This window comes from Variovorax sp. 10N420 (assembly GCF_056394705.1).
Genome location: NZ_JBFTIJ010000003.1, coordinates 302160 through 326986 on the forward strand (window position 1 = coordinate 302160; position 24827 = coordinate 326986).

The following is a 24827-nucleotide window of genomic DNA, read 5'->3' on the forward strand; positions in this document are numbered from 1 at the left end:
TCTTCTCTGTTCGCGGTCAAAGCGTTTCGCGCAGCATGCGCGCAACGCCGGCTTGCCAATCTGGCAGCTTGAGACCAAAGGTCGACTGGAGCTTTCGCGTGTCCAGGCGTGAATTGTGCGGACGCCTCGCCGGTGTCGGAAATGCACTGGTGGGCACTGGGTCGACGGCGTCCGGCGAAGCCTTGAGTTCGACGCCTGCGGCCAATGCCTGCTCGAGCACAAAGCGCGCATAGCCGTGCCATGTCGTCTCGCCGCCAGCCACCAAGTGATAAAGCCCGGCCTTGCCAGGATCACGCAAGGTATCTCGGATCGCGTGGGCGGTCACGTCGGCGAGCAATTCGGCGCCGGTCGGGGCGCCGAACTGGTCGTCGATCAAGGTCAAACGATCGCGCTCCTTGGCCAAGCGCAGCATGGTTTTGGCAAAGTTGCCGCCGCGTGCCGCATAGACCCAGCTTGTCCGAAAGATCAGGTGACGCGCGCAATTGGCGGCCACCAGTTGCTCTCCCTCGAGCTTGGTGCGCCCATACACGCTGAGTGGGCCGGTCGCGTCAGTTTCCTTCCACGGGGTGCTTCCGCTCCCGTCGAAGACGTAGTCGGTGGAGTAGTGGACCATCAGCGCGCCGATCTGCTGCGCTGCTTCGGCGACGATCCCGGGCGAAGTCGCGTTGAGCTTGCGCGCGAATTCGACTTCGGTTTCCGCCTTGTCGACGGCCGTGTGAGCCGCCGCATTGACGATGACGTCCGGCCTCACGGTCAAGACTGTCTCGGCGAGCTCTTCGGGCCTGCTGAAATCCGCGCGCAATTCCGTGCTGTCGAAGTCGAGCGCCACCAGCTCACCGAGGGGCGCAAGGCTGCGCTGCAGCTCCCATCCGACCTGCCCGCCTTTGCCGAGCAGCAGCAGTTTCATGCTGCCGCCTTCGCAGGCGCGCCGGCATATTGCTTTTGCACCCACTCGCGGTATGCCCCGCTTTGCACGTTGCGCACCCACTCGCCGTTGTCCAGGTACCACTCGACGGTCTTGCGGATGCCGGTGTCGAAGGTTTCGGCGGGCTTCCAGCCCAATTCACGTTCGAGCTTGCGCGCATCGATGGCGTAGCGGCGGTCGTGACCCGGACGGTCGGTGACGTAGGTGATCTGCTCCCGATAGCTCCTGCCGTCGGCACGTGGACGCAGTTCGTCGAGTAACGCGCAGATGGTATTGACGATCTCGATGTTCGGCTTCTCGTTCCAGCCGCCGACGTTGTAGGTTTCAGCGAGCCTGCCGGCTTCGAGCACGCGCCGGATCGCGCTGCAATGATCCTTGACGTAAAGCCAGTCGCGCACCTGCATGCCGTCCCCATAGACAGGCAGCGGCTTGCCGGCCAACGCGTTCACGATCATCAGGGGGATGAGCTTCTCGGGGAAATGGAAAGGCCCGTAGTTGTTCGAGCAGTTGGTCGTCAACACCGGCAAGCCGTAAGTGTGATGCCAGGCCCGCACGAGATGATCGCTGGCCGCCTTGCTCGCCGAATAGGGGCTGTTGGGCTCGTACTTGTTCTCTTCGGTGAAGGCCGGGTCTGTCGCCGAAAGCGAGCCGTAGACCTCGTCAGTCGATACGTGCAGAAAGCGGAAAGCCGATTTCTGATCTGTAGGGAGCGCATTCCAATAGCCCCGAACCGATTCGAGCAACCGAAAAGTGCCGAGAACGTTGGTCTGCACGAAGTCTTCGGGGCCGTGGATCGAGCGGTCCACATGCGACTCCGCCGCGAAATTGATCACCGCGCGCGGCTTGTGTTCGGTCAGCAGCCGATCGACCAGCGCGCTATCGCCGATGTCGCCTTGCACGAAAACGTGGTTCGGATTGCCTTTTAGCGACGCCAGCGTCTCGAGATTGCCGGCATAGGTGAGCTTGTCGAGATTCAGGACCGCTTCGTTGCCCTGGGCAATCCAGTCGAGCACGAAATTGGCGCCAATGAAACCGGCGCCGCCGGTAACCAGGATCATGAGGTCCCCCGATAGTGACAAACTTGAAAAAAGGCCGCTGGGGCCGGCAACCGCGGATTATCCCATCGGGAAACGCCCCCGTCGCGGCTCCCTCTCCAGCCAAAGGCGTGTTGCCGTTGCGGCACAATGGCGACCTTCTTTCGCCAGTGTCGGCACGTGCCGATCGGCGGCCTTTCCGAGGGCATCGTCAGCGCCTCCCGAGCATCGGATCACGGGCAGCGGCTTTCGATCGATGTCTCTGTCTTCTAAAAACAATGAGCGCCATTCCTTCCGCATTTGCAGTGGTTACGCCTGTCTTCGAGGACGCCGAGGCTTCAACCCGCTTGTTCCAGGAGCTGTCTTCCATCTTCGGCAACAAGGTGCACGTCGTGGCCGTGGATGACGGATCAGTGCGCCAGCCGGTCGACATTGCTTGGATGAATGCGGCCGGCCTCCAGGGAACAGTGATTCGCCTGCGCCGCAACGTAGGGCACCAGCGCGCCATCGCAGTCGGACTGAGCTACGTCGCGGACCACATGGCCGCGGTCCCAGTGGTCGTCATGGACTCGGACGGTGAGGACGTCCCCGCCTCCATATCCGAACTGCTTCGGAATCTCGACGCATCCGAAGTGGACGTGGTCGTTGCCCAACGCAAGAACCGCGTCGAAAGCCTGCGGTTCAAGGCTTTTTATGTGGTCTACAAGGGGTTGTTCAAGCTGTTGACCGGGCGTCAGATCAGCTTCGGCAACTTCATGGCGCTCAAACCCGCCGCCGTCAAACGGCTCGCGGCAATGCAAGAGCTTTGGACCCATGTGGCGAGCTGCGTGCTGAGTTCACGCCTTCGGGTGGTTACCTGCGCGCTGGATCGCGGCGCGCGATACGCCGGCAAGAGCAAGATGAATTTCGTCGGACTGGCGTTGCATGGCTTTCGAGGCGTCATGGTGTTTGCCGAAGATGTGCTCGTGAGGGTCGGCATCGCTTCCGCGCTGATGGGCACGTTTGCGGTCATCGCCGGCGTGGCCTCGGTCGTGCTGAAACTGTCGGGTTTTGCGACGCCGGGCTGGTTTTCCGTTGCGCTGGGAATTTTGCTGTTGGTTTTTCTGCAGACCGGCTCTCTTGCACTGATCAGTCTGATGCTCACAGGCGTCAGCAAGTCGGGCGCACCAGCGCAAGCCGCGTATGAATTGTTCGTAGAGTCCGTCGAACATACGGATAGCGTGCCGGCATGATCCTGAGGCAAAAGCCCATCGCTCCCCAAGTCGCGGAACTCGGCCGCTTCGTGGTGAACGGCGTGCTCGCCACGGCCATTCACTATGGCGTCCTGACGTTCAATCTCAAGGTGCTCGGCGTTCCGTCGGCGGGCGTGGCGAACTTCATCGCCGCCTGGTTTGGCATCACAGCTTCTTTCATCGGAAGCCGCTTTTTTGTCTTTCGGCGAAAAGAGGCGCCGCTCCTGCAGCAGGCGGCGAAGTTCCTTGCGCTCTATGCGTCCATTGCATGCCTGCATGGATTGCTGCTTTTCGTTTGGACCGACACCTTCCACCTCGACTACACCGCAGGTTTCGCCATTGCGACAGTCCTGCAGACCGCATTGAGTTACCTCGGCAACAAGTTGCTGGTTTTTTCCGCTTCATGAAGACAATCAGATTTCTCGCGGCCTCCACGCTCTTCGTCGTGCTCGCATGCCTCATTTATTGGGCGCATATCGCATTCTTTCGCGTCAATGTGGTTTTCTATAGCGCCATCATGGATGGCGTTCTGGCGGCCTTCATCACGGCCGTTCTGGTCTGGCGGCTTCGCACTTTCGACATCTTCAATGGATTCGAAAAGGGTCAGATGCTGATCATCTGGCTGTTGACGGCGTATGCGCTCGCCATCTCAGTGCCCGCCGTGCTCGACCGTTCTTTGTCTTTCTACATTCTGGAAAAGCTTCAGCAGCGCGGCGGCGGCATTCAGCAAGCTCGGTTCGCAGAGGTGTTCACGCAGGAATACGTCAAGGAGCATCGTCTCGTCGATGTGCGCCTGACGGAGCAGATGGAGTCGGGCACCATCGAAATAGACAATGGATGCGTCCACCTTACGGCCAAAGGAAACCGGCTCGCGACATTCAGCCGGTTCTTCCGGACCCACCTGCTGCCCAAGCAACGGCTATTGATGGGTAAGTACAGCGATGACCTGACGGACCCGTTCCGTCATAGTGCGGCTCAGGTCGACTACCTGTGCAAATGAGTCGGCTGCACAAGGAGGCCCCGGCTGCGAGCACTCATCGGGCCTTCCCCTTTGTCTTGTTGCTTGTCGGCATCTTCTGCTACATCGTCCGCGCAACAGATTGGTTCAGGGCCGTACCGGGAGACTTGGGGGACGCGCGATTCAATAGCGTGATCCTCGAACACCTGTTCCAGTGGATTCGCGGCGACGCTCCATCGCTCTGGACGCCAAGCTTTTTCTTTCCGGCACGAGGCACGCTGGCCTTCAGCGACAACCATTTCGGATCGGGCCCGGTCTACGTTCTATTTCGCAGCATAGGCATGAGCAGAGAACTGGCGTTCGACGCCTGGTTCGCGACCGGATGCTTGCTGAATTTCGCCGCGATGTACGCTGCAATGAGGCGGCTGCAATTCAACGCCTTTGCGGCTTCGGTAGCGGCATTCATCTTCACGTTCTCGTTGCCTGCACTGGCGCAGGAGGGCCATGCGCAACTGACGTACCGCTTTGCGCTGCCGATGGCCTACGTGGCCTTTCTCCAGTTTGCCGAGACGCGGCGTCTGCAAGAACTAGCCCGAGTGGCAGCATGGGGCGCGCTTCAGTTTTTCTGTTCCATTTATCTCGGCGTATTCACGGTTTATCTTATCGCGGCCACTGCCGTGGCGATGACGGTGCCCGGCCTGCGTCCTGTTCGAACCACGACGGCGAACGAAACCACGGGCAAAAGGGGTTGGGTTGTCCCGACGTTCGTCATCCTTGCCTGCGGAGTCGCAACCGCCGCGCTCCTGCTCAAGTACCACTCGATCAGCCGCTCCTATGGATTTGCTCGAGCAGCTTCGGAAATTCTGGTGATGCTGCCGCGGCCGCAGAGCTACCTTCTTGCCGACAGTTCCACCGCATATCCTTGGCTGCGAACGCTGGGATCGCAGATCCCTGTCAGACATGAGCACCAGATGTTTCCGGGCTTGGTTCCTGTCATCCTGAGTCTGTGTGCATTGCTGGCGGCAGGCTTTTCAAGCAATGCGCACAGGCGACAACTTCTCGGTCGCTCGTTGGTGGCCTTGGCTCTCTTGGTTGCAATGACGCTGTACGTGGGCGACAGGTCCATTTACCAGCTATTGATGAACCTGCCCGGCGTCTCTTCGATCCGGGCAGTCAGTCGCGTAATCCTCGTCATGATGCTGCCGGTGGCGATCATGGCCGCCATAGGCGTCGAGAGTTTGCAGCGGGTTCGGCCCGCGAAGTGGATTGCACCCATTGCGATCGTTGTTGCGCTGGCGTTGGAGTTGCTGGCATATCAAACCGGCAGCACCCCTTTCGCGGCCTGGCGAAGCCGTCTTGAACCACTGTCAGCGGCCCTGGAGAGAGCGCCACGATCAGCTGACCCAGTCTTGTATGTCACGGGTCGCGCGCAGGAGCCCTTTTTCCTGACCGAACTGGACGGCATGGTCTTCGCACAGGACCAAAAGCTTCCGACGCTGAACGGCTATTCCGGAAATGCGCCTCCAAACTACATTCCGCCCTTTCCATGCACGCCTCCGGCTGCTCGCATCTATGCATTGGCGGGATCCGTCCTTGCAAGAGCCGGGCACACACATGAGGAAGTCCTTTCGCGTGCGCAATGGATCCAGCTTGAACCATGTCCAAGCCAGCACGTCGCCACTGACGCAGCGCCAGCGCCGCCCGATGAAGTTCAAGCGCAAAACATCAAGCTCAATGCGACCATGACCGGGGCCGGTCCGAATGAACTGCGCGTGTTGCTCCGGATTCGCAATGAAGGGTCGTCGACACTGCACACCCTGTCGCAAGTGGGCCATCCGTTGCGTGTGACCTGGCGGTTCGTGCGTTCGCCCGCCACCCCCGACCTGTCCAACCCACCGTGGGATGGTCGACATGACGCATATCTTTCGATCCCGCCTGGCGGTGAAGAAGAGATTCCGCTCGTGCTCCAGGAGCCCGCCAGTCCAGGTCCATACGAACTCCAGTTTTCACTTGTCGCGGAAGGTCACGAGTGGCTGCACAACCTCAAGATGCCGATCGCGCGCATACCGACTGAATATTTCGGCGCCTCACGAGGCGGCGAAGTGAAGTCGCAGTAATCGTTCCAGCCGATGGGCATGCGGCCCTAAAAACCCGCCGCAGAGTGACCTACAGTCACCCCACCAACCCCGGAGATCAGCCCATGGACAAGCCACCGCCGCACAACGAAGAAGCAGCATCCGCAGCCACCGACCGCATCAAAGACTCCGCCCAGCAAATCTGGCTCGCCGGCCTCGGTGCCTTCGCCAAGATGCAGCAGGAAGGCAGCAAGGCCTTCGAGGCGCTGGTCAAGGACGGCGCCGGCGTGCAGAAGAAAACCCAGCAAGCCGCCGAAGAAACCCTCGCCCAGGCCCAAGCCCGAATGGCAGGTTTCGCCAGTGAGTTCGGCACGCGAGCCGCAGGCGGATGGGGCAAGCTCGAGAACATCTTCGAAGACCGCGTCGCGCGCGCCCTCGAAAAGCTCGGCGTTCCATCGGCCCAGCAAGTACAAGCCCTGCAGGCCCGCATTGAAGCCCTCGAAGCCGAATTGCGCCGCAAGGAAAGCACCAGCGCCCCCGCGCATGCTGCACTGCGGAAAACCGCCGCACGCAAAACACCCGAAGCCATCAAGCCTTTGCATCGACGCAAGCCGAGCGGCGACTGACAAGCTTCCTTCCTGTCGCGCGTCAGACAGCACTCGAAGTCCTCCGCCGCCAAAACTTGCGCTAGAGTGTCCCCAAGAGACAAACCGGGGGCTACGACATGGCCAAGAAGGCGCCACGCCGCACTGCGCAACGCATCCTGGAAGCCGCACTTGACCTGTTCAATCGGTTCGGGGAGCCGAACGTCTCGACAACGCTCGTTGCCGGCGAGCTCAACATCAGCCCGGGCAATCTCTACTACCACTACCCCGCAAAGGATGAGCTGATCAATCGGCTCTACGAGGGCTACGAGACGGAGCTCACTGAGCTGCTGCACGCGAGCCAGGGCGTTCACGACGTCGAAGATGCGTGGTTCTTCATGCACAGCCTGTTCGAACTGATCTGGCGCTATCGCTTTCTCTACCGCGATCTGAACGATCTGCTGAGCAAGAACCGCCACTTGGAAACGCAGTTCCAGCTGGTGCTCAAGAACAAGGCGCGCGCCATTCGCAGCCTTCTCGCCGGGCTCAGCGATGCCGGGCATCTCGACATCGATCCGCGCGAGGTCGACACGCTCGCGCAGAGCATGGTGGTGGTGCTGACCTACTGGCTCAGCTATGAATACGTGCGCAATCCTCGCCAGGCGCTGGAGCCGGCTCATGCGCAGGGCGCGCTTCTGCGCGGCGCGCACCACACGCTGCACCTTCTGGCGCCCTATCTGGCCCCGGAGCAACGGAGGCATTTGCTGACACTTAGCAGTGCCTATTCGGGCGAAGATCAACCTGCAACGGTCTGAACCCCAACGGTCTGAACTCGATTTCTTTCCGAATGACCCAGCCAGACCTCCAACCCCTCCCGCGGCTGTCGACTGGCAACGCGCCGACCATAGGGCCATGGACGCGCATACCGTACGGGGACACGCCTCGCTTCGACGCGTCGAATCTGGCAGAGCACTGGGAGCGTCTGCATATCGGACAGGGTCTGCAGCCACCCACGGGGGCGCTGGCGGAGGCTTGGGCGCTCTATCACAGCGGGGAGTTCGAGCGGGCAGTCGAAGCGGCCCTGAAGCTCGGGCGCGAAGGTTCGTGCCTCGCCAATCAAGCCACGGCGGTCTATGCCAACTACCTGGAGCCGCGCGAAGCCGTTCGCCTGGCCTTGTTCAGGCAGGTTACGGAACGCGCCACCGCACAGGTTTCCACGGAGCCGAACAATTGCCAGGCACTCTTCTGGCAAGCCTATTCGCTGGGCCGCTACAGCCAGGGCATCAGCGTGGCGCGAGCCTTGGCGCAGGGTCTCGGGTCGAAGGTCAAAGGCGCTCTCGAGCGGGTGATCGAGCTGCAGCCGAGCTACCCGGAAGCCTATGTCGCGCTGGCCGCATTCCATGCCGAGGTCATCGACAAGGTCGGCGCGCTTGTCGGCCGGATGACCTATGGGGTGCGTGCGGAAACGGCGATCCAACTGTTCGAGCGCGGATTGCAGATCAACCCGCATTCCGCCAGCGCGCTCATGGAGTACGCGCGCGGACTGCTGATGCTGTACGGCGATACGCGCATGGCCGAAGCGACGCGGCTCTATGAAAAGGCCGCCGGCCTGGAGCCCGCGGACGCCCGCGAAAGGCTTGATATCGAACTCGCGCGGGCGGGCCTTGCAGACTGACGGATAAGGTCAGACTGGGACGGCTGTTCACCTAGAATTCATCCCCCTGAGGCACCTTCGGGGGTTGACTTCGGCCGCCCCGTCGAGGACCGCCGCTACCCACTTGCTCCTGGACTTTTCCGCCCGCCAAGTTTGATGAAGATGACTGCCAATCAGCGTTACGGCGCGCCCGACGCCGACGCTGACGCCCGGCTCGCCCCTTCCGCCAGCACGCCTTCCCGCAGCGCCACGTCATGGACCGTCATGAGCGTGATGTTGTTGCTTGCGGCGCTGTTTCTCATCTGGTTCATCAGCCTCGGAACACGTTCCCTGATCACCCCCGACGAAGGCCGCTACGCCACGCTGGCGCTCGAAATGGCGCGCACCGGCGACTGGGTGACGCCACGGCTGAACGGCCTTCTGTATTTCGAGAAGCCGGTATTTCAATACTGGGTGGGCGCGCTGGCGTTCCTGGCTTTGGGTGTCTCCGATTTCACAGCGCGCCTGTGGCCGGGGGTCGCCGGCTTCCTGACGGTGTTGGCCGTCGGCTTCACGGCCGGCCGGCTGTGGGGCCGCGAAACCGGCATCCGCACGCTCGCCATTGCCGCATCGATGACCTGGATCGCCGGCAACAGCCACTTCCTCACGCTGGACGCCGGACTGACGCTGTTTCTCACGCTGGCGCTCTGCGGCGTGCTGCTGGCCAACGACAGCGCCACTACGGATGCACGCGCACGCCGCGGCTGGATCTGGCTCGCATGGGCGGCGATGGCCGGGGCGGTGTTGAGCAAGGGCCTCGTGGGCATTGCCATCCCTGGGGCCGTGCTGGTCTTCGTCAGCATCTGGCGACGCACCACCCGCTTGTGGCGCGGCATGCATTGGGTGTCAGGGCTGTTGATCCTCTTCGCGCTTGCGGCGCCGTGGTTCGTGCTGGTGTCGGCGCGCAATCCTGTCTTCGCGCAGTTCTTCTTCATCCACGAACACTTGCAGCGCTATCTGTCCAACGTGCACCAACGGGAGGGTGCATGGTGGTATTACGTTCCGATCCTCCTGGGGGGAATGCTTCCCTGGACCGGGGCACTGCCGTGGCTGTTCCGCAAGGGCACTGCGGACGGCGGTCGGCCGCCGATTGCCGCCCGCGACATCCTGCTGGTCTGGTGCGTCTTCATCTTCCTGTTCTTCTCGGCTTCGGGCTCCAAGCTTCCGTCGTACATCCTTCCGATGTTCCCGGCGCTGGCGATGCTGGTCGCTTTGCAACTGCGCAATGCCTCGGCTTCCGTCCTGCGCTGGCATCTGCTCCTGCCGGTTCTTGCCTGGGTGCTGGTGTTCGTCCTTTCGACCCAGGTGGACCGCTTCGCCTCGCTCACCACGCCGGCCGAGATGCTCGCGCCGATCGCCGTGGCCATCCGGGTCGGCGGCGCCGTTTTCCTGGTGGGCGCCGCCTTCGCATGGTGGTTGCTGGGCCGGCGCAAGGTCACGGCGGCCGTGCTGAGCCTCGCGTTCTGCCATCTGATCGGGACCCTGGTGGTCCTGCAATCGCACAACACCTATGGGCAGCTCAAGAGCGCCGCGACATTCGCGCCCATCCTGCAGCGCGAGATCACGGCCGATACGCCGGTCTTCTCCGTTCGCACCTATGACCAGACGCTGCCCTTCTATCTCGGCCGCCCGGTAACCCTGGTCGAATACATTGACGAATTCGCGCTCGGCGAAATCGAAGAACCGAATCGCTGGATCAAGACCCTGGATGAATTCGTGACGCGCTGGCAATCGCTGCCCCAGGCGGCGGCCTACATGGGCCGCGATACGTGGATGGAACTCCAGCAGCGGGGGCTGCCAATGCGCATCGTGTATGAAGACCAGCGACGCGTGGTCGTTACCAGGAAGTAAATGAAAGCACTCGATTTCCTGTGGGTCCTGTCGGGCGTGCTGCTCAACGCTGTCGCGCAGCTTCTGCTCAAGGCCGGCGCCAACAGTGCAGGCGAGATATCGATGTCGGCCGGCGCACCCGCGCTTTTCCGCACGGCGCTCGGCCTGGCCCATCATCCCGGCATCCTCGGCGGTCTGGCCTGCTATGCCGTCAGCGTGGTCGTCTGGATCATCGCGCTGTCGCGCGTCGAGGTGAGCATCGCGTACCCTATGCTTTCCATCGGCTATGTCGTGAATGCCATGCTTGCCTGGTGGCTTTTCGGCGAAGACGTCAATCTGCAGCGCTGGCTGGGCATCGGTGTGATCATCGTTGGCGTGATCCTGGTGGCCCGCAGCGGGAGTACCGCATGAGTTCCCTACCGTTTCTCCCTTTCACGCGTCCGTCGATCGACGAACGCACTATCGCCGAAGTCGGCGACGTGCTGCGCTCGGGCTGGATCACGACCGGCCCCAAGTGCCAGGCGCTCGAAGCAGCGCTGTCGCAGCGCATGGGCGGCCGCCCCGTCCGGCTGGTCAGTTCGGCCACGGCCTCTCTGGAGCTCGGCCTGCGGCTGTGCGACATCGGCCCTGGCGACGAGGTCATCACCACACCGATGAGCTGGGTCGCGACGGCCAACGTGATCCTGGCCGTCGGTGCCACGCCGGTCTTCGTGGATGCCGATGCGAACACCCGCAACATCGATCTCGACCTGATGGAGCGCGCCATCACGCCGCGCACCCGGGCACTGATGCCGGTCGACCTCGCCGGCTTGCCGGTCGACCGCGACCGGCTCAACGCGATCGCGCAAAAGCACAAGCTGCGCGTGGTCGAAGACGCGGCGCAATCCTTCGGCTCGCACTGGGGCGACCGCGAAATCGGCAGCTTCGGCGATCTGGTGTCGTTCAGCTTTCACGCCAACAAGAACCTGACGACCACCGAAGGCGGCTGCCTGGTCGTCAACAACGAAGACGAGGCACGTCGCTTCGAAAAACTCCGCCTTCAGGGCGTGACGCGTCTCCCGGACGGCGGTATGGACGTCGAGGCCTGGGGCAGCAAGGCCAATCTCACTGACGTGGCCGCCGCCATCGGGCTCGGGCAGCTTCGACAGGTGGACGAATTCAACGTCCGCCGGCGGCAACTGGCCGAGCGCTATCTCGCGCGCTGGGACACCACGCTCGGCTTCGAACTGCCCCCCGCCGACCTGACGCGGCAAGGCAACTGGCACATGTTCCAGCCGCTGCTTCCGCGGGAGCTCGCGCCGCGCCGGGGCGATTTCATCGCCGCGATGCGGGAGCAAGGCATTGGTGTCGGCGTGCACTACCCTGCCATGCACCTCTTCACCATGTTCCGCAAGCGCGGCCATGCGCCGGGCGACTTCCCCGTGTCCGAGGACATCGGCGCGCGCACGATCACGCTCCCGTTGTTCCCGGCCATGGCCGACGCCGACGTGGACCGCGTCTGTGATGCCGTCGCCAGGGTGATGGCCAAGTTGCGCTGACATGGACGCCACGCAAATGAACGACGCCGCCACGTCCACCATCACGCAACCGCCGTTTCTGGCTGAGCGGCCGACGGTGAGCGTCGTGATCCCGGTCTACAACGAAGAGGCCGGCCTTGCCGCGCTGTTCGAGCGGCTCTATCCCGCGCTCGACGCACTGGCGATCGCCTATGAGATCGTTTTCATCGACGACGGCAGCCGCGATCGCTCGGCCTCCTTGCTTGCGGCGCAGTTCGAGTTGCGGCCGGACGTCACGCGTGTGATCCTGCTGAACGGCAACTTCGGGCAGCACCGCGCGATCCTCGCGGGCTTCGAGCATTGCCGCGGCGAGCGCATCGTCACGCTCGATGCCGACCTGCAGAACCCGCCCGAGGACATCCGGCTTCTGCTCGATGCGATGGATGAGGGCTCCGACTACGTTGGCTCGATCCGGCAAGACCGTCAGGACGTCGCATGGCGCCGCTGGGCCTCGCGCGCAATGAACCGGCTGCGCCACCGTCTCACCGGCATCGCGATGACCGACCACGGGTCGATGATGCGGTCGTACAGCCGCGACGTCGTCCAACTCATCAACCAGTGCAACGAGATGAACACCTTCATCCCGGCGCTGGCCTACCAGTTCGCCAAGAATCCAACCGAAGTAGTGGTCGGCCACGAAGCGCGGCATGCGGGCGAATCCAAGTATTCGCTGTACAGCCTCATCCGGTTGAACTTCGATCTGGTCACCGGCTTCTCGCTGGTGCCGCTGCAGGCCTTCTCGTTGCTGGGCCTTGCGGTCTCGCTGCTTTCGGGATTGCTGTTCGTGATCCTGGCGGCGCGGCGTCTCATCCTCGGCCCTGAAGTGGGCGGCGTGTTCACGCTGTTTGCGCTGGTGTTCCTCTTGATCGGGCTCGCGCTCTTCGGTATCGGGCTGCTTGGCGAATACATCGGGCGCATCTACCAGGAAGTCCGCGCACGGCCGCGCTACCTGGTCAGCGCAATCCTGGAGCGCAAGGAATGACGGCCGCCCTGCGCGCGCCGCGCGCGATCGTGTTCGCCTATCACGACGTCGGCGTGCGCTGCCTGCAGGTGCTGCTCGATGCAGGGGTCGACGTGGGGCTGGTCGTGACGCACACCGACTCGCCCAGCGAGACGATCTGGTTCGGCAGCGTGGCCTCTGTCGCCGCCGAACACGGCCTGCGAGTCGTCACACCCACCGATCCACACGATCCGGCGCTGCTTGAAAGCGCACGCGCGCTTGAACCCGATTTCCTGTTCTCGTTCTATTACCGGCAGATGCTCAAGCGCGAGTGGCTCGATATGCCGCGCCGCGGCGCCTTCAACATGCATGGTTCGCTGCTGCCGCAATACCGCGGACGCGCGCCTGTGAACTGGGCGGTGCTCCACGGCGCGCGCGAAACAGGCGCGACCTTGCATCGCATGAACGAAAAGCCGGACAACGGCGCCATCGTCGATCAGTTCGCGGTGCCCATCCTTTCAAACGACACGGCCCGCGACGTGTTCGGCAAAGTGACGCTCGCGGCGGAGATCGTGCTGGCGCGAAGCCTGCCGGCACTGCTCGATGGCACGGCAATCGAGCGTCCGCAGGATCTCTCGCAAGGCGGCTATTTCGGAGGGCGCCGTCCCGAAGACGGGCGCATTCCGAACGATGCGAATGCGCGCCAAGCCCATGATCTCGTACGCGCACTCGCCCCGCCTTATCCATGCGCATTCCTGACGGTCAACGGCCAGCGCATCCTCATCGAACGCACCTTGCATGCTGCGCCTGTTGAAACGCCTGTCGAAGCACGCGGCCAAGGCTTGCGTTTGGGCACCGATGGGCAGACGCTTTGGCTGGTCGCCGCCGACGGCAGTGCGCTGCGTGTGCTGTCCGCGCGCCGCGAAGGCGACGCCAAACCGTTCGGCGCGCAAGATTTCGAAACCCTCTTCTCCACCCGCTGGCTCGAAGCCGACGCCTGAGAAGCCCCCTTTCCTCCAGAAAAGCAGAACCACATGCTCAAAGTCCTGATCCTCGGCGTCAACGGTTTCATCGGTCACCACCTGACCCGCCACATCATGGAAACCACCGACTGGGAAGTCCACGGCATGGACATGATGTCCGACCGCGTCGCTCCCTGGCTCGACAACCCGCGCTTCCACTTCTTCGAAGGTGACATCACCATCAACAAGGAGTGGATCGAATACCACGTGAAGAAGTGCGACGTGGTGCTGCCGCTGGTGGCAATCGCCACGCCGGCGACCTACGTGCGCGAGCCGCTGCGCGTGTTCGAGCTCGACTTCGAGGCCAATCTGCCCATCATCCGGCAATGCGTGCGCTACGGAAAACGCGTGGTCTTCCCCTCGACCAGCGAGGTCTACGGCATGTCCACCGACGCAGCCTTCGATCCCGAAGCATCGAACCTCGTGTACGGCCCAATCAACAAGCCGCGCTGGATCTACGCCTGCGCCAAGCAGTTGATGGACCGGGTGATTCATGCCTACGGCCAGGAACAGGGCCTGCGCTACACCCTCTTCCGTCCGTTCAACTGGATCGGCCCCGGGCTCGACAGCCTGCATGCGCCGAAGGAAGGTTCGAGCCGCGTCATCACCCAGTTCCTTGGTCACATCGTGCGCGGCGAACCGATCCGCCTGGTCGATGGGGGCAGCCAGCAACGCGCGTTCACCTATGTGGACGACGGCATTTCAGCGCTCGTGAAGATCATCGCCAATGAAGGCGGCGTGGCCGACAGCAAGATCTACAACATCGGCAACCCGAACAACAACCACTCGATCCGCGCACTTGCCAACATGATGTTGAGCCTGGCGGCCACCTTGCCCGAGTACCGCGACGCCGCGGCGAAGGTCAAGCTGATCGACGTTGCCGCCGAAGACTATTACGGCAGCGGCTATCAGGACGTGCTGCAGCGCGTGCCCGACATCCGCCGGACCATTTCGGACCTCGACTGGAAGCCCACCGTCGGCATGGAAGACGCGCTGCGCGCCCTTTTCGCGTATTACAGCGACCACGCCGCTGCTGCCGCCGCCGATCTGGAAGCCTGAGCGCGATGGCGCGCATCGCACTCAAGATCGACGTCGATACCCTGCGAGGCACGCGCGAAGGGGTTCCGCCCCTGGTCAAGGTCCTGACGGATGCGGGCGCGGGCGCGAGCTTTCTTTTCAGTCTCGGCCCCGATCACACGGGCCGCGCGATTCTTCGAGTGTTTCGGCCCGGGTTTCTCAGCAAGGTATCTCGCACGTCGGTGGTCGAGCACTACGGTGTGAAGACCTTGCTCTACGGCGTCTTGCTGCCGGGCCCTGACATTGGCCGGAAAGAGGCGGCCACCTTGCGTGCCGTTCGCGATGCCGGATTCGAGGTCGGCGTGCATTGCTGGGACCACGTGCGCTGGCAGGACGGGCTCATGACGCACGACGCGGCCTGGGCAGAGCACCAGATGCGCCTCGCGACCGATCGCCACACTGAAGTGTTCGGCTCGCCGCCGGTGCTGCACGGCGCAGCGGGTTGGCAATTCAACCCGGCTGCGGCCAAGGCCGAGACCATGCTCGGCATCACCTTTGCCTCCGATTCGCGTGGCACCCATCCTTTTGTGCCCGTTGGCCAGGACGGCGCGGTGCTTGGGCCGCCGCAGTACCCGACCACGCTGCCGACGCTCGATGAACTCATCGGCGTGGGCGACATCACCGTCGACAACGTGCATGAGCAACTGCTCGCACTGACCGAGGGCACCACGCAAGACCAGGTCTACACGCTGCACGCCGAACTCGAAGGCATGAAGCTGCGGCCCGTGTTCGAGCGGCTGCTCGCCGGGTGGCGTGCGCAAGGTCACTCGCTGGTCGCGATGCGGGATCTGCACGACGAATCCGCCAGCGCCGCACTGCCCCGGCATCTGCTGGAACAGGGCACCGTGCAGGGCCGATCCGGCCTGCTTGCCGTGCAGGGCGCGGCCTGGGCGAATTGAAGATCTAGCCGCGCAGCACCGCGCCCCAGCGCCCCGGCACCACGCCGACCCATGGGTTGCCGGGCGCGCGAACGAGGTGCAGGTACAAGAAGGCGATCCACGGCAGGCTCAGTCCGATCGCGGCGTCGCGCATGGCCGAGTTGACGCAGGTCGCCACCAACAGGATCAGCATCGCCACAAAGGCCAGCCTTCCGGTGATGTCGCGGCGACGCCATGCGACGACGAGCCCCGTCACGAATATCGCGGCGAGCGCGAGCAGGCCCGGCACACCTGTTTCGGCACCCATCCAAAGAAAGTCGTTGTGCGGCATGCTGTAGTCGTACAGCAGCTTGGGGCCGCGCCGATGCCATTCCGGCGTCCAGCTGCCGAGCCCCAGGCCGGCCAGCGGGGCGTCGAGCATCATGCGCGTGGTCTCGCGGTACATGTGATAGCGCACGACCCAGCTTCCCTCCGAAACCGCACCGGCCTTGGCGGCTTCGAGTTCCTGGATGCCCAACGTGAACTTCTCCTGCACCGACGGCGCCTGCGAGACGAGACAGCCCGCCACCACGACGCCCACGGCCAACGACACGGCCAGCACGCGCAACCGGCCGCGCCATTGATGTACGCACGCGGCGAAGACGCCCAGGAGAAGTCCTAGCAGTGAGGTGCGCGAGGGCAGCGTCACAGTCACGATCACGGCCATCCCGATGGTCACTGCAAAGGCCGGACCGGCCCAATGCCAACGGTCGCGCGTGTCGTTGAGATGCGCCAGCCCCCACACCGCAGCCGACGCGCCAATCACCGTGAACAGCAGCGCATCGTTGATGGACTTGTTGCCCTTCATCACGACGACGTTGTGCCAGATCGGCAGCAAGGGCACGCCGACCGTGTGCGCGAGGATGATCACGATCAACGCGAATGCGGCCGCGGCGAGGAAGCCACGCAATGCCCACACCGTTTCCTCGACCGACAAGACGAGGGTGATTGCCAGCGTGGCCGCAATGCGCCCGTCGTGCCACAGGCTCAAGCCTGTCTCGGGATGATGCGGCCGGAACGCCAGCACGACCAGCGTCCAGACGACGAACGCCAGGATGGGCCAGCGCAGCGGGTCGCTGCGCAGTCGCGCAGCGCGCTCGCGCAGTCCGCCCGAAACCAGAACGGCGAGGATCAGCAGACCCGCACCAACGTAGTTGAGCCCGACCGGCATGAAAACCACGAAACCCCAAAGTAGCGCGGCCGCGCATACCAGTCGCGGGCTTCGGGCGACAGGAGCGAAAGTTGCGGCGATGTCGGGCGAGTCGGTGCTCAGCTTCGTCATGTCTTGGCGTTTGAAGTTATTGATGCGAAACCGTCACTTAAGATCGCGGGTCATTATTTGCCGAGTGCCGCAATGTCTGATCTCAACGCCCTGTTCGAAGCCGCCCAGGCCAACTCCAAACTGCTCGCCGAGCGCCCGGACAATCCGACGCTGCTCAAGATCTACGGCCTCTTCAAGCAGGCGACGGGGGGCGACAACACGGAGAAAAAGCCGAGCTTCAGCGAGATCGTCGCGCGCGCCAAATGGGACGCCTGGACGTCGCGCAAGGGTTTGAGCGCAGACGAGGCCAAGCAGCAATACATCGACCTGATCGAATCATTGCGCTGAGCCGTTCGGCTCACAGCCAATCCTTTTCGTTGCGGGCACTGTCCCCCGCCGAAGGGGCGCCGAGCAACTCGTCGAGGTTCTCCCGCAGGCGCTGTTCGATCTGTTCGCTCAAGCTGTTGAACGGAAAAGCCAGCGTCGCGCGCAACTTGATGTTGTCGGCGCTGACCTCGACATTGCCATCGACGCCCGCGCGCCCGAACTGGGCCACGTCGCACGCTTCGCCTTCGGCATAGCTGCACTCCATGCCGTAGTCCTGTTCGGCGCGCTGCATCCACTGGCGGGCGACGGCGCGGGCGGCCGGCAGGCCCAGCGTGTGATTGCGTTCGATGTCGATGTCAGGCACCGTGGCCTCCGTTGTGTTCGGGCTTGCAGCAAGGGGAACGAGTCTGCATGAGCTGGTCGGGTGAAGCGGGGGCGGTTTTCAGGGCCAGGTCGCGTGCTGCCTTGGGCATCGCGGCGAGTTGCTTGACGGCTGCGTAGAAGCGCGGCCAATCTTCTCCCTCGCGCTCGAACAACGCCTCGAAGCCGGGCACGAGTTCGTCGTAGGCAGCCTGCGCGCCGAAAGCCGCATTGTTCGCGCGGGCCACCCAGGCGTCATAGGCGCCCTGCCGAGGGCCGGTCCATGTGGCCCGAAGTGCTGCGTAGCGCCTGCGGAAATCTTCCATGGCCGCCTGCTTTTTGGCGTCGACCGCGGCCCAGTCGTGGGCCTCGGCTTCTTTGGACGAATAGATGCCCTGCAGCACAAGGCGGGTTTCGGCGGTGAGCGCGCGAAACTCCTGGCGGCGTGCATCGAACTCGGCATATTCGATCCGAGCCGCTTCGCTCGCCTGTGTCTTGAGCCAGCGCGTGCTGCCGATGCGCTCCACCGCGGTCGCGAAGGATTCATTGAAGGTGGTGTCGCCCGACACGTACAGCACCTGGTGCGCCAGTTCGTGAAACACGATCCGGGCCAGTTCGCCTTCGGGATAGCCGATGAAAGTCGAGAGCAGTGGGTCACCGCCCGCCCAGTTCATCCAGCCGAGCGTCGAGTAGGCAGGCACGGGGTAGACCGCCGTCTCGAGGCCCTGCGAACGCAGCACTGCGGCCTCGGCGTTGGCTGCGGCTTCGTCGTAATAGCCGCGATACCCGACGCAACCGGCGACCGGGAAGCACCAGGTCTTCAGTTGAAGCGAATGTGCCGGCGCCGCGACGACGTTCCAGAGCGCAGCGGTGCGATGAAGGTCGGCGTAGGCCTTGTAGCTCGCGTTGTCGGGCAAATCGAGCTCGGTCACCGCATAGCGGCGAATGCGCTGCGCGAGTTCGAGCTTCGACTTGAGGGCTTTGGATGCGGACGGGTCCTCGATCCATTCGGGCACTGGGCGCGCTGCGCGCATCAGATCGATATGGCCGCTGGCCGATTGCCAGTAGTAGCCGACGTCGGCACATCCCGCCAGCGCTGCCGCGCCGATGATCGCGGCACCTCCAAGCAGTGCCCACCGAGTCCGCTTCATGGCGCGACCGCGGGTTCCGCAACCGACTCCACCTCGACGAGGCAGTCGTAGAAAGTCGGGCCGCGGCCGATGTCCGTGAGGCGCTGGCTGGTGAGCTGGTTGACGTTGGTGCCGTCCATGCCGAGCTTGCGCCACCAGATGCCCAGGCCGTGCACCACCCCCGGACGAGCCCTGCGCGAAACCTCGGCTTTGCAGCGGTACTCGCCCCGTTGGTTGAAGACACGCACGATGGCGCCATCGCTGATACCGCGCGGGCGGGCATCGGCCTCGTTGATTTCGAGCACAGGCTCGACTTCGATCGCACGCAGGCTGCGGACGTTGACGAAGCTTGAATTGAGGAAGTTGCGCGCCGGCGGCGAGATCATCGCGAGCGGGAATTCCTTGGAGCTTCCGGCTGGCTCGTAATTGGGAATGTGATCGGGCAAGCCGTCCTGCCCCATCGCGGCCAGCCGTTGGCTGAAGAATTCGCAGCGGCCCGATGGCGTTGGGAAGTTGCCTTCGGCGTAGGGCGCATCGGGCAGCTTCAGCGTTGCGAATCCGCGCGCCTGCAATTCGTCGAAATCCACCGCGTCAGCTGCGAATGCCGCACGGCAAAGCGTCTCGTCTTCATCGGAGAAACAGGGCTCGTCGAAGCCCATTCGCCGGGCGAGTTCACGAAACACCCAAGTGTTGCTACGCGCCAGTCCCCGTGGCGCAACAGCGGGGCGATTCAGCATCACGTCCGTGTGGCCATAGCTGTAATGGATGTCCCAGTGCTCGAGCTGCGTCGTGGCCGGCAGCACATAGTCGGCATAGTCGGCCGTGTCGGTCTGGAATTGTTCGAGCACGACGGTGAAGAGGTCTTCGCGCGCAAAACCCGCAACCACCTTGCCGGAGTCGGGGGCGACTGCGACCGGGTTGCTGTTGTAGACGATCAACGCCTCGATCGGATGCGCATCGTCCCGCAACGCGTCGCCGATGGCGGTCATGTTGATGGTGCGCGGCTGCCGTCCGGCGAGCAGGTCCGGTCGCTGCAGCGCTGCGCGGTCTACGGGAAAGAGCCCCGAACTGCTGAGCAGAAGACCTCCTGCGCGTTCGCGCCATGCGCCCACCAATGCGGGCAGGCAAGCCACGGCACGCGCCGCATTGCCACCGCCACGTACGCGCTGCATGCCGTAGTTCAAGCGGATGGCCGCCGGGCGGGTGGTTCCATAGGCGCGAGCCAATTCGACGATCTGCGCTTCGGGCACGCCGCACACTTCGGCTGCCCGGGCCGGAGGCCACTGCAATGCCCTCTCGCGAAGCTGCGACCAACCCACGGTGTAGCGTTCGATGTAGTCGTGATCGATCCAGTCGTTCACGATCAGCTCGTGCATCAGCGCAAATGCCAGGGCGGCATCGGTGCCCGGCAGCAGGGCCACGTGCTCGTCGCACTTGTCCGCGGTCTCTGTCTTGCGGGGATCGATGCACACCAGTCGCGCCCCTGCCCGCTTGGCAGCTTGCGCATGGCGCCAGAAATGCAGGTTGCTGGCGATCGAGTTGCTGCCCCAGATAAGGATCAGCTTCGCTTCGGCGAAAAATTCGACCCGCATGCCGACCTTGCCCCCCAAAGTAAAACCTAAGGCTTCACCACCGGCGGTGGAGCAGATCGTGCGGTCCAGAAGCGATGCGCCCAGCTTGTTAAAAAAACGACGATCCATCGATTCGCCCTGCACCAGACCCATGGTTCCGGCGTAACTGTAGGGCACAATCTTTTCCGGATTGTTACTTCTAATTGCATTCAGACGCAGGGCAATGTCGTCCAGCGCAGCGTCCCAGCTCACGGGCTCGAAGCGGCCGCTGCCCTTGGGCCCCGATCGCTTCAGCGGCTGGACCAGCCGTTCCGGGTGGTCATTGCGTTCGATGTAGCGCGAGACCTTGGTGCAAAGGACGCCTGCCGTGTGCCGGTGTTCAGGATTGCCCTGCAGCTTGACGGCGACACCGTCCTGCACGGTGGTGACGAGCGCGCAAGTGTCCGGGCAGTCATGTGGGCATGCGCCGAGCACTTGATGCACCGGGTGCGCCTCGCGCACTGGAGAGTGGGAAGTCATGAATCAGTGGGGGAAAGCAACCGGCCGAGTCTAAGTTGTGCGCCTGACAAAGCGGGCGTGGGGGTTATCAGATGTTGAATCGCAGACAGTTTTCCGTGGCCACTGGCGCAGCAGCGCTCGCCGGCTTCCAGTTCGCCAGGGCTCAGGGCGATGTTCCGATCGTTCTCGGCCAGTCCGCGCCCTTCACCGGGCCGGCTGCGCAGCTCGGCATTCAGTTCTATGAAGGCGCGAAGCTCTTCCTTGACCAGTACAACGCGCAGTCGAGCCGCAGCGTGCAGATCAAGTTCCTGGACGACGGCTATGAGCCGGACCGTTGCGCGGAAAACACCAAGAAGCTGATCGACGACGATGTCTTCGCGCTGTTCGGCTACATCGGGACCCCCACCAGCCTCGCCGCCCTGCCGCTGGCGGTGGACGCCAAGGTGCCTTTCATCGCGCCCTTCACGGGCGCCATGGCGCTGCGGGAGCCGTTCCGCAAGAACGTCTTTCACCTGCGCGCTTCCTACAACGACGAGACCGCGCTGATCGTCAAGCAGCTGACCAACCTGGGCCTGAAGAAGATCGCGGTCTTCTATCAGAACGACGCCTATGGCAAGGCAGGTCTCGACGGCGTCACCCTGGCGCTGTCGCAACTCGACCTCAAGCCGGCCGCGCTCGCGACGGTCGAGCGCAACTCGGTCAATGTCTCCGCGGCGGTCAAGACGATCATCGCGGCCCGGCCAGACGCCGTGGTCCAGGTCAGCGCCTACAAATCTTGCGCGGCCTTCATTCGGGAGGCGCGCAAATCGGGTTACGGCGGCACCTTCTTCAACGTCTCTTTCGTGGGCACGCAGGCGCTGGCGGACGAACTCGGCAAGGAAGGCGCAGGCGTCGTGGTCACACAGGTCGTGCCCTCGCCTTACAACGCAGCCAATGGCATCACGCGGGAATTCAGCGAAGCGGTGCGCAAGAGCAATTCGAAGGCGCAGGCGAACTTCTCGAGCCAGGAGGGCTTCCTGGCCGCCAAGGTGCTGGTCGAAGGGCTGCGTCGTGCGCCGGGCAAGCCCAGCCGAGAAGGACTGATCGCGGGTCTGGAAGGCATCGATCGCCAGCAGTTCGGCGGGTTCGAGGTGTCGTTCTCGCCGCGCAATCATGTGGCGTCGAAGTTCGTCGAGCTATCGATGATCACTGCCGACGGAAAAATACGGACTTAATACGGGCTAACCTGTTTCACCATCAACTCTTCCAGACTTGGGTAGCGGTGTGGATAGCCAGGCCTACCAGGCCGCCGACGAGGGTTCCGTTGACGCGGATGAACTGCAGGTCGCGGCCGATGTGGCGCTCGAGTTCATTGGTCATCTCGTCGACGTTCCAGTCGGCGACACGTTCGACGATGTAGCGGCGGATGTCCTCCCGATAGCGCTCGATGGCACGTGGGGCGGCATCCACAATCTGCTCGTTGATCCATACGCGCATTGCCTCGTCCGCCTTCAGGCGCGCGCCGAGCGTTCCGGCCATGGCGACGATGCGCAGGCGAATGCTTGAGTCGCTCTTGCCGAGATCCTCGTGCAGCCATGCGAGCAGTTCGCTCCACAGGCCGTGCAGGTAGTCGCCCAGCGCGGGGTGTGCCAGCAAGTCGGCACGCATGACTTCGCCGCGGCGCCGGAATTCAGGGTCTGATTTGAGCCGCTCGACGAAGCCGGCCATGAACTCATCGAAACGCACGCGCAGCGGATGCGCAGGGTCCGCCGCCATTTCGCCGATGGTGCGGGCGACGGCATTCACGATCTTGCGGGTGGCGAGCTTGGCGGCGACCTGGTCCAGGCCCACATAACGCAGCGCCTTGATTTCGCGAGCGATGGCTTCGGTGATGTGCTCCTGGACTTCATCGCCTTCGACCATGCCGGCAACTTGCACCAGCACATCGTCGAGCAGCGTCTGGTGCCGGCCGTCCGCAGTGAGTGCGTCGAGCGCCTGCCCGGCAAGGCGCGACAAATCTACCTGGGCGAGCCCCGCCGAAGCCATGCGCCCGAGGAAGTCGCGCACACGCGCATCATCGAAGGCGCTCAATCCATACCTGACGGCAGCGATCAGATGCTCCGCCAGCTTCTCCGCGCGGTCCGTGCGCGAAAGCCAATCGGCCAGCCGTGAGGCCGGATCGAACTGCGCCAGCTTGGTCAGCACCTGCTGCGTGCTCAGGAAGTTGTTGCAGATGAAGCCGGCCAGTTTGGCGCCGATGCGGTCCTTGTTGGCCGGGATGATCGCGGTGTGCGGAATGAGCAGGCCCATCGGGTGCCTGAACAGTGCAACCACGGCAAACCAGTCGGCAATGGCGCCGACCATCGCGGCTTCAGCGAAAGCGGCGACGTAGCTCCAGGCCACATGTCGCGATTCGAGCGCCGTCGCCGCCACGTACAGCAGCGCGGCCGCGCAGAGCAAGCCCAGCGCGATTCTTTTCATGACCCCCACGCTCCGCACTGCGTGTCATCGCTGCCCCGCCGCGGGGTGCAGTCCGCCTTGGGGCGGCCCGGCGGCGGACTCAGCGGATCTCCTTCGTCGCGGCGAGTCCCCGCAGGAAGTCTTCGCAGCGCGCGAGCTGCTCGAGCGTGACGTATTCGTCGGGCTGGTGCGCCTGGGTGATGCTCCCGGGGCCGCACACCACGGTGGGAATACCGGCATTCCTGAAGATGCCGGCCTCGGTGCCGAATGCGACCAGCGTCGTGCGCTGCTCCTTGGCAAGCCGTTGCGCGAGCCGTGTCACGGGCTCGCTCGCCGAGCTCAGGAAGCTCGGGATTTCGCAGATGGTCTCGAAGCTGAAGCCGGCTTCGGGCGCAACCTTCTTCATCGCCGTTTCGGTGCGGCTCGCGAAGGCGGTGATTTCCTTCTGCATCTGCACCACGTCGCTCGTGGGCAGGTTGCGGAATTCATAGCGAAACTCCGCATCGCGCGGCACCACGTTGTCGGCGATGCCGCCATGAAACTGCCCCACGCTGGCGGTGCTGAAGGGCACATCGAAGCCCTCGTAGCGCCGCTCTTCGCGCTCGAATCCCTCGGCCATGTCGCGCAACTTGCCGACCACGCGCGCGGCCATCTCGATCGCATTGACCGAGTGCGGCGTGAGGGACGAATGCGCCTCCTTGCCGCGCACGCAGCACTTGTAGCGGTAGACGCCCTTGTGCGCGATGGCCGGCACCATCAACGTCGGCTCTCCGATGATGCAGGCCAGCGGCTTGATCCCCTGGTCCTTCATGTCGGCGATCAGTTCCTTCACGCCGAAACAGCCGACTTCTTCGTCATAGCTGAAAGCAAAGTGGACCGCAAAGGGCGACTCGCTTTCGATGAAGCGCTCGGCGTTGGCAAGCGCCACCGCGATGAAGCTCTTCATGTCGGCCGAACCGCGTCCGTACAAACGCGGCTCGACCATGGCTGTCTCGGAATGCGCGTCGACACGGGGCCAGTCCTGTACGGTCCCCGAAAGCGGATCGACGGTCCATTCCTGGCCGTCCCAAGGCACGGTGTCGGTGTGGCCGGAGAGGATCACGCCGGCCTGCTTGCCGGCGCCCAACGTGGCGAACAGGTTTGCCTTGGTCTTGTCGGCGTTGTAGGTGAGGCGGCTGCGCACGCCCAGGCCGGCAAGATGGTCGCGCACGAAGTCGATCAACTCGAGGTTGCTGTTGGCGCTCACGGTGTTCATGCGCACGAGCGTCTGCGCGAGTTCGAGGCTGCGGGTGGAAAGCACATGGGGCATGCCGGCCATTGTCCCGGAAGTCCGGCCCGGCGCGCTGATCAGGGCAGGCACGGGCTTTGCGGGCATTCCCGCAAAGCCTAGACTGTTGC

The 24827-nt window shown here is 63.6% G+C and carries 24 protein-coding genes; 16 read left to right on the forward strand and 8 right to left on the reverse strand.

The features are described 5' to 3' along the window. Positions 1-16: 16 nt before the first annotated feature. Together rfbD and rfbB are read right to left on the reverse strand one after the other, a co-directional pair. Complete coding sequence (gene rfbD, locus AC1DEK_RS09480) at positions 17-907, reverse strand: dTDP-4-dehydrorhamnose reductase (RefSeq protein WP_478124971.1); 891 nt, start codon at positions 905-907, stop codon at positions 17-19. After that, a complete protein-coding gene (rfbB, locus tag AC1DEK_RS09485) occupies positions 904-1983 on the reverse strand; it encodes a dTDP-glucose 4,6-dehydratase (protein WP_478124972.1) in 1080 nt (359 codons plus the stop codon). The genes rfbD and rfbB overlap by 4 nt, the downstream gene beginning before the upstream one ends. Positions 1984-2237: 254 nt before the next feature. Here rfbB and AC1DEK_RS09490 point away from each other — a divergent pair, with 254 nt between their 5' ends. The 14 genes from AC1DEK_RS09490 (at position 2238) to AC1DEK_RS09555 (ending at position 15825) form a co-directional block, all read left to right on the forward strand. After that, positions 2238-3191, forward strand: coding sequence for a glycosyltransferase (locus tag AC1DEK_RS09490; protein ID WP_478124973.1), 954 nt, complete (start codon positions 2238-2240; stop codon positions 3189-3191). Then, entirely contained in the window at positions 3188-3598 is a 411-nt protein-coding gene (locus AC1DEK_RS09495; RefSeq protein WP_478124974.1) for a GtrA family protein, read from the forward strand. The genes AC1DEK_RS09490 and AC1DEK_RS09495 overlap by 4 nt, the downstream gene beginning before the upstream one ends. Then, complete coding sequence (locus AC1DEK_RS09500) at positions 3595-4191, forward strand: hypothetical protein (RefSeq protein WP_478124975.1); 597 nt, start codon at positions 3595-3597, stop codon at positions 4189-4191. The genes AC1DEK_RS09495 and AC1DEK_RS09500 overlap by 4 nt, the downstream gene beginning before the upstream one ends. A gap of 149 nt (positions 4192-4340) precedes the next feature. After that, a complete protein-coding gene (locus tag AC1DEK_RS09505) occupies positions 4341-6266 on the forward strand; it encodes a hypothetical protein (protein WP_478124976.1) in 1926 nt (641 codons plus the stop codon). An 83-nt stretch (positions 6267-6349) separates the two neighbouring features. Beyond that, positions 6350-6850 carry a phasin family protein gene (locus AC1DEK_RS09510; protein ID WP_478124977.1) on the forward strand — a complete coding sequence of 167 codons (501 nt, stop codon included), beginning with the start codon at positions 6350-6352 and terminating at the stop codon, positions 6848-6850. A gap of 98 nt (positions 6851-6948) precedes the next feature. Continuing rightward, positions 6949-7623, forward strand: coding sequence for a TetR/AcrR family transcriptional regulator (locus AC1DEK_RS09515; RefSeq protein WP_478124978.1), 675 nt, complete (start codon positions 6949-6951; stop codon positions 7621-7623). Positions 7624-7655: 32 nt separating this feature from the next. Then, positions 7656-8483, forward strand: coding sequence for a hypothetical protein (locus AC1DEK_RS09520; protein WP_478124979.1), 828 nt, complete (start codon positions 7656-7658; stop codon positions 8481-8483). A 141-nt stretch (positions 8484-8624) separates the two neighbouring features. Continuing rightward, positions 8625-10352 carry a glycosyltransferase family 39 protein gene (locus AC1DEK_RS09525; RefSeq protein WP_478124980.1) on the forward strand — a complete coding sequence of 576 codons (1728 nt, stop codon included), beginning with the start codon at positions 8625-8627 and terminating at the stop codon, positions 10350-10352. Next, a complete protein-coding gene (locus AC1DEK_RS09530) occupies positions 10353-10742 on the forward strand; it encodes an SMR family transporter (protein WP_478124981.1) in 390 nt (129 codons plus the stop codon). Next, entirely contained in the window at positions 10739-11869 is a 1131-nt protein-coding gene (locus tag AC1DEK_RS09535) for a DegT/DnrJ/EryC1/StrS family aminotransferase (protein WP_478124982.1), read from the forward strand. The genes AC1DEK_RS09530 and AC1DEK_RS09535 overlap by 4 nt, the downstream gene beginning before the upstream one ends. A 16-nt stretch (positions 11870-11885) precedes the next feature. Beyond that, entirely contained in the window at positions 11886-12869 is a 984-nt protein-coding gene (locus AC1DEK_RS09540; RefSeq protein ID WP_478125281.1) for a glycosyltransferase, read from the forward strand. Further along, complete coding sequence (locus AC1DEK_RS09545) at positions 12866-13828, forward strand: formyltransferase (RefSeq protein WP_478124983.1); 963 nt, start codon at positions 12866-12868, stop codon at positions 13826-13828. Before AC1DEK_RS09540 ends, AC1DEK_RS09545 begins: the two co-directional genes overlap by 4 nt. 33 nt (positions 13829-13861) lie before the next feature. After that, positions 13862-14908 (forward strand): bifunctional UDP-4-keto-pentose/UDP-xylose synthase, encoded by a 1047-nt coding sequence (locus tag AC1DEK_RS09550; RefSeq protein ID WP_478124984.1) that lies wholly within the window; start codon positions 13862-13864, stop codon positions 14906-14908. 5 nt (positions 14909-14913) lie between these two features. Continuing rightward, complete coding sequence (locus tag AC1DEK_RS09555; protein ID WP_478124985.1) at positions 14914-15825, forward strand: polysaccharide deacetylase family protein; 912 nt, start codon at positions 14914-14916, stop codon at positions 15823-15825. 4 nt (positions 15826-15829) lie between these two features. Here the strand turns inward: AC1DEK_RS09555 and AC1DEK_RS09560 are convergent, their stop codons facing one another. After that, on the reverse strand, positions 15830-17125 hold the full coding sequence (locus AC1DEK_RS09560; protein WP_478124986.1) for an O-antigen ligase family protein: 1296 nt from the start codon (positions 17123-17125) through the stop codon (positions 15830-15832). Positions 17126-17197: 72 nt separating this feature from the next. On the opposite strand from AC1DEK_RS09560, the gene AC1DEK_RS09565 reads away from it, so the two are divergent. Next, positions 17198-17452 carry an acyl-CoA-binding protein gene (locus AC1DEK_RS09565; protein ID WP_478124987.1) on the forward strand — a complete coding sequence of 85 codons (255 nt, stop codon included), beginning with the start codon at positions 17198-17200 and terminating at the stop codon, positions 17450-17452. A 10-nt stretch (positions 17453-17462) separates the two neighbouring features. Here the strand turns inward: AC1DEK_RS09565 and AC1DEK_RS09570 are convergent, their stop codons facing one another. From AC1DEK_RS09570 to AC1DEK_RS09580, 3 genes are read right to left on the reverse strand one after another with little or no spacing between them, the layout of a single operon-like run. Next, positions 17463-17795, reverse strand: a complete 333-nt coding sequence (locus tag AC1DEK_RS09570) for a polyhydroxyalkanoic acid system family protein (RefSeq protein ID WP_478124988.1) — start codon at positions 17793-17795, stop codon at positions 17463-17465. Next, positions 17788-18942: an aminopeptidase gene (locus tag AC1DEK_RS09575; RefSeq protein ID WP_478124989.1), complete on the reverse strand. Its 1155-nt coding sequence runs from the start codon at positions 18940-18942 to the stop codon at positions 17788-17790. The genes AC1DEK_RS09570 and AC1DEK_RS09575 overlap by 8 nt, the downstream gene beginning before the upstream one ends. Continuing rightward, entirely contained in the window at positions 18939-21011 is a 2073-nt protein-coding gene (locus tag AC1DEK_RS09580) for a molybdopterin-containing oxidoreductase family protein (RefSeq protein ID WP_478124990.1), read from the reverse strand. Before AC1DEK_RS09580 ends, AC1DEK_RS09575 begins: the two co-directional genes overlap by 4 nt. A 71-nt stretch (positions 21012-21082) precedes the next feature. On the opposite strand from AC1DEK_RS09580, the gene AC1DEK_RS09585 reads away from it, so the two are divergent. Then, a complete protein-coding gene (locus tag AC1DEK_RS09585) occupies positions 21083-22204 on the forward strand; it encodes an ABC transporter substrate-binding protein (RefSeq protein WP_478124991.1) in 1122 nt (373 codons plus the stop codon). A 22-nt stretch (positions 22205-22226) separates the two neighbouring features. Here AC1DEK_RS09585 and AC1DEK_RS09590 read toward each other — a convergent pair whose 3' ends face one another. Beyond that, entirely contained in the window at positions 22227-23450 is a 1224-nt protein-coding gene (locus AC1DEK_RS09590) for a DUF445 domain-containing protein (RefSeq protein WP_478124992.1), read from the reverse strand. Between the two features lie 79 nt (positions 23451-23529). Beyond that, a complete protein-coding gene (argE, locus tag AC1DEK_RS09595; RefSeq protein ID WP_478125282.1) occupies positions 23530-24738 on the reverse strand; it encodes an acetylornithine deacetylase in 1209 nt (402 codons plus the stop codon). Between the last annotated feature and the right edge of the window lie 89 nt (positions 24739-24827).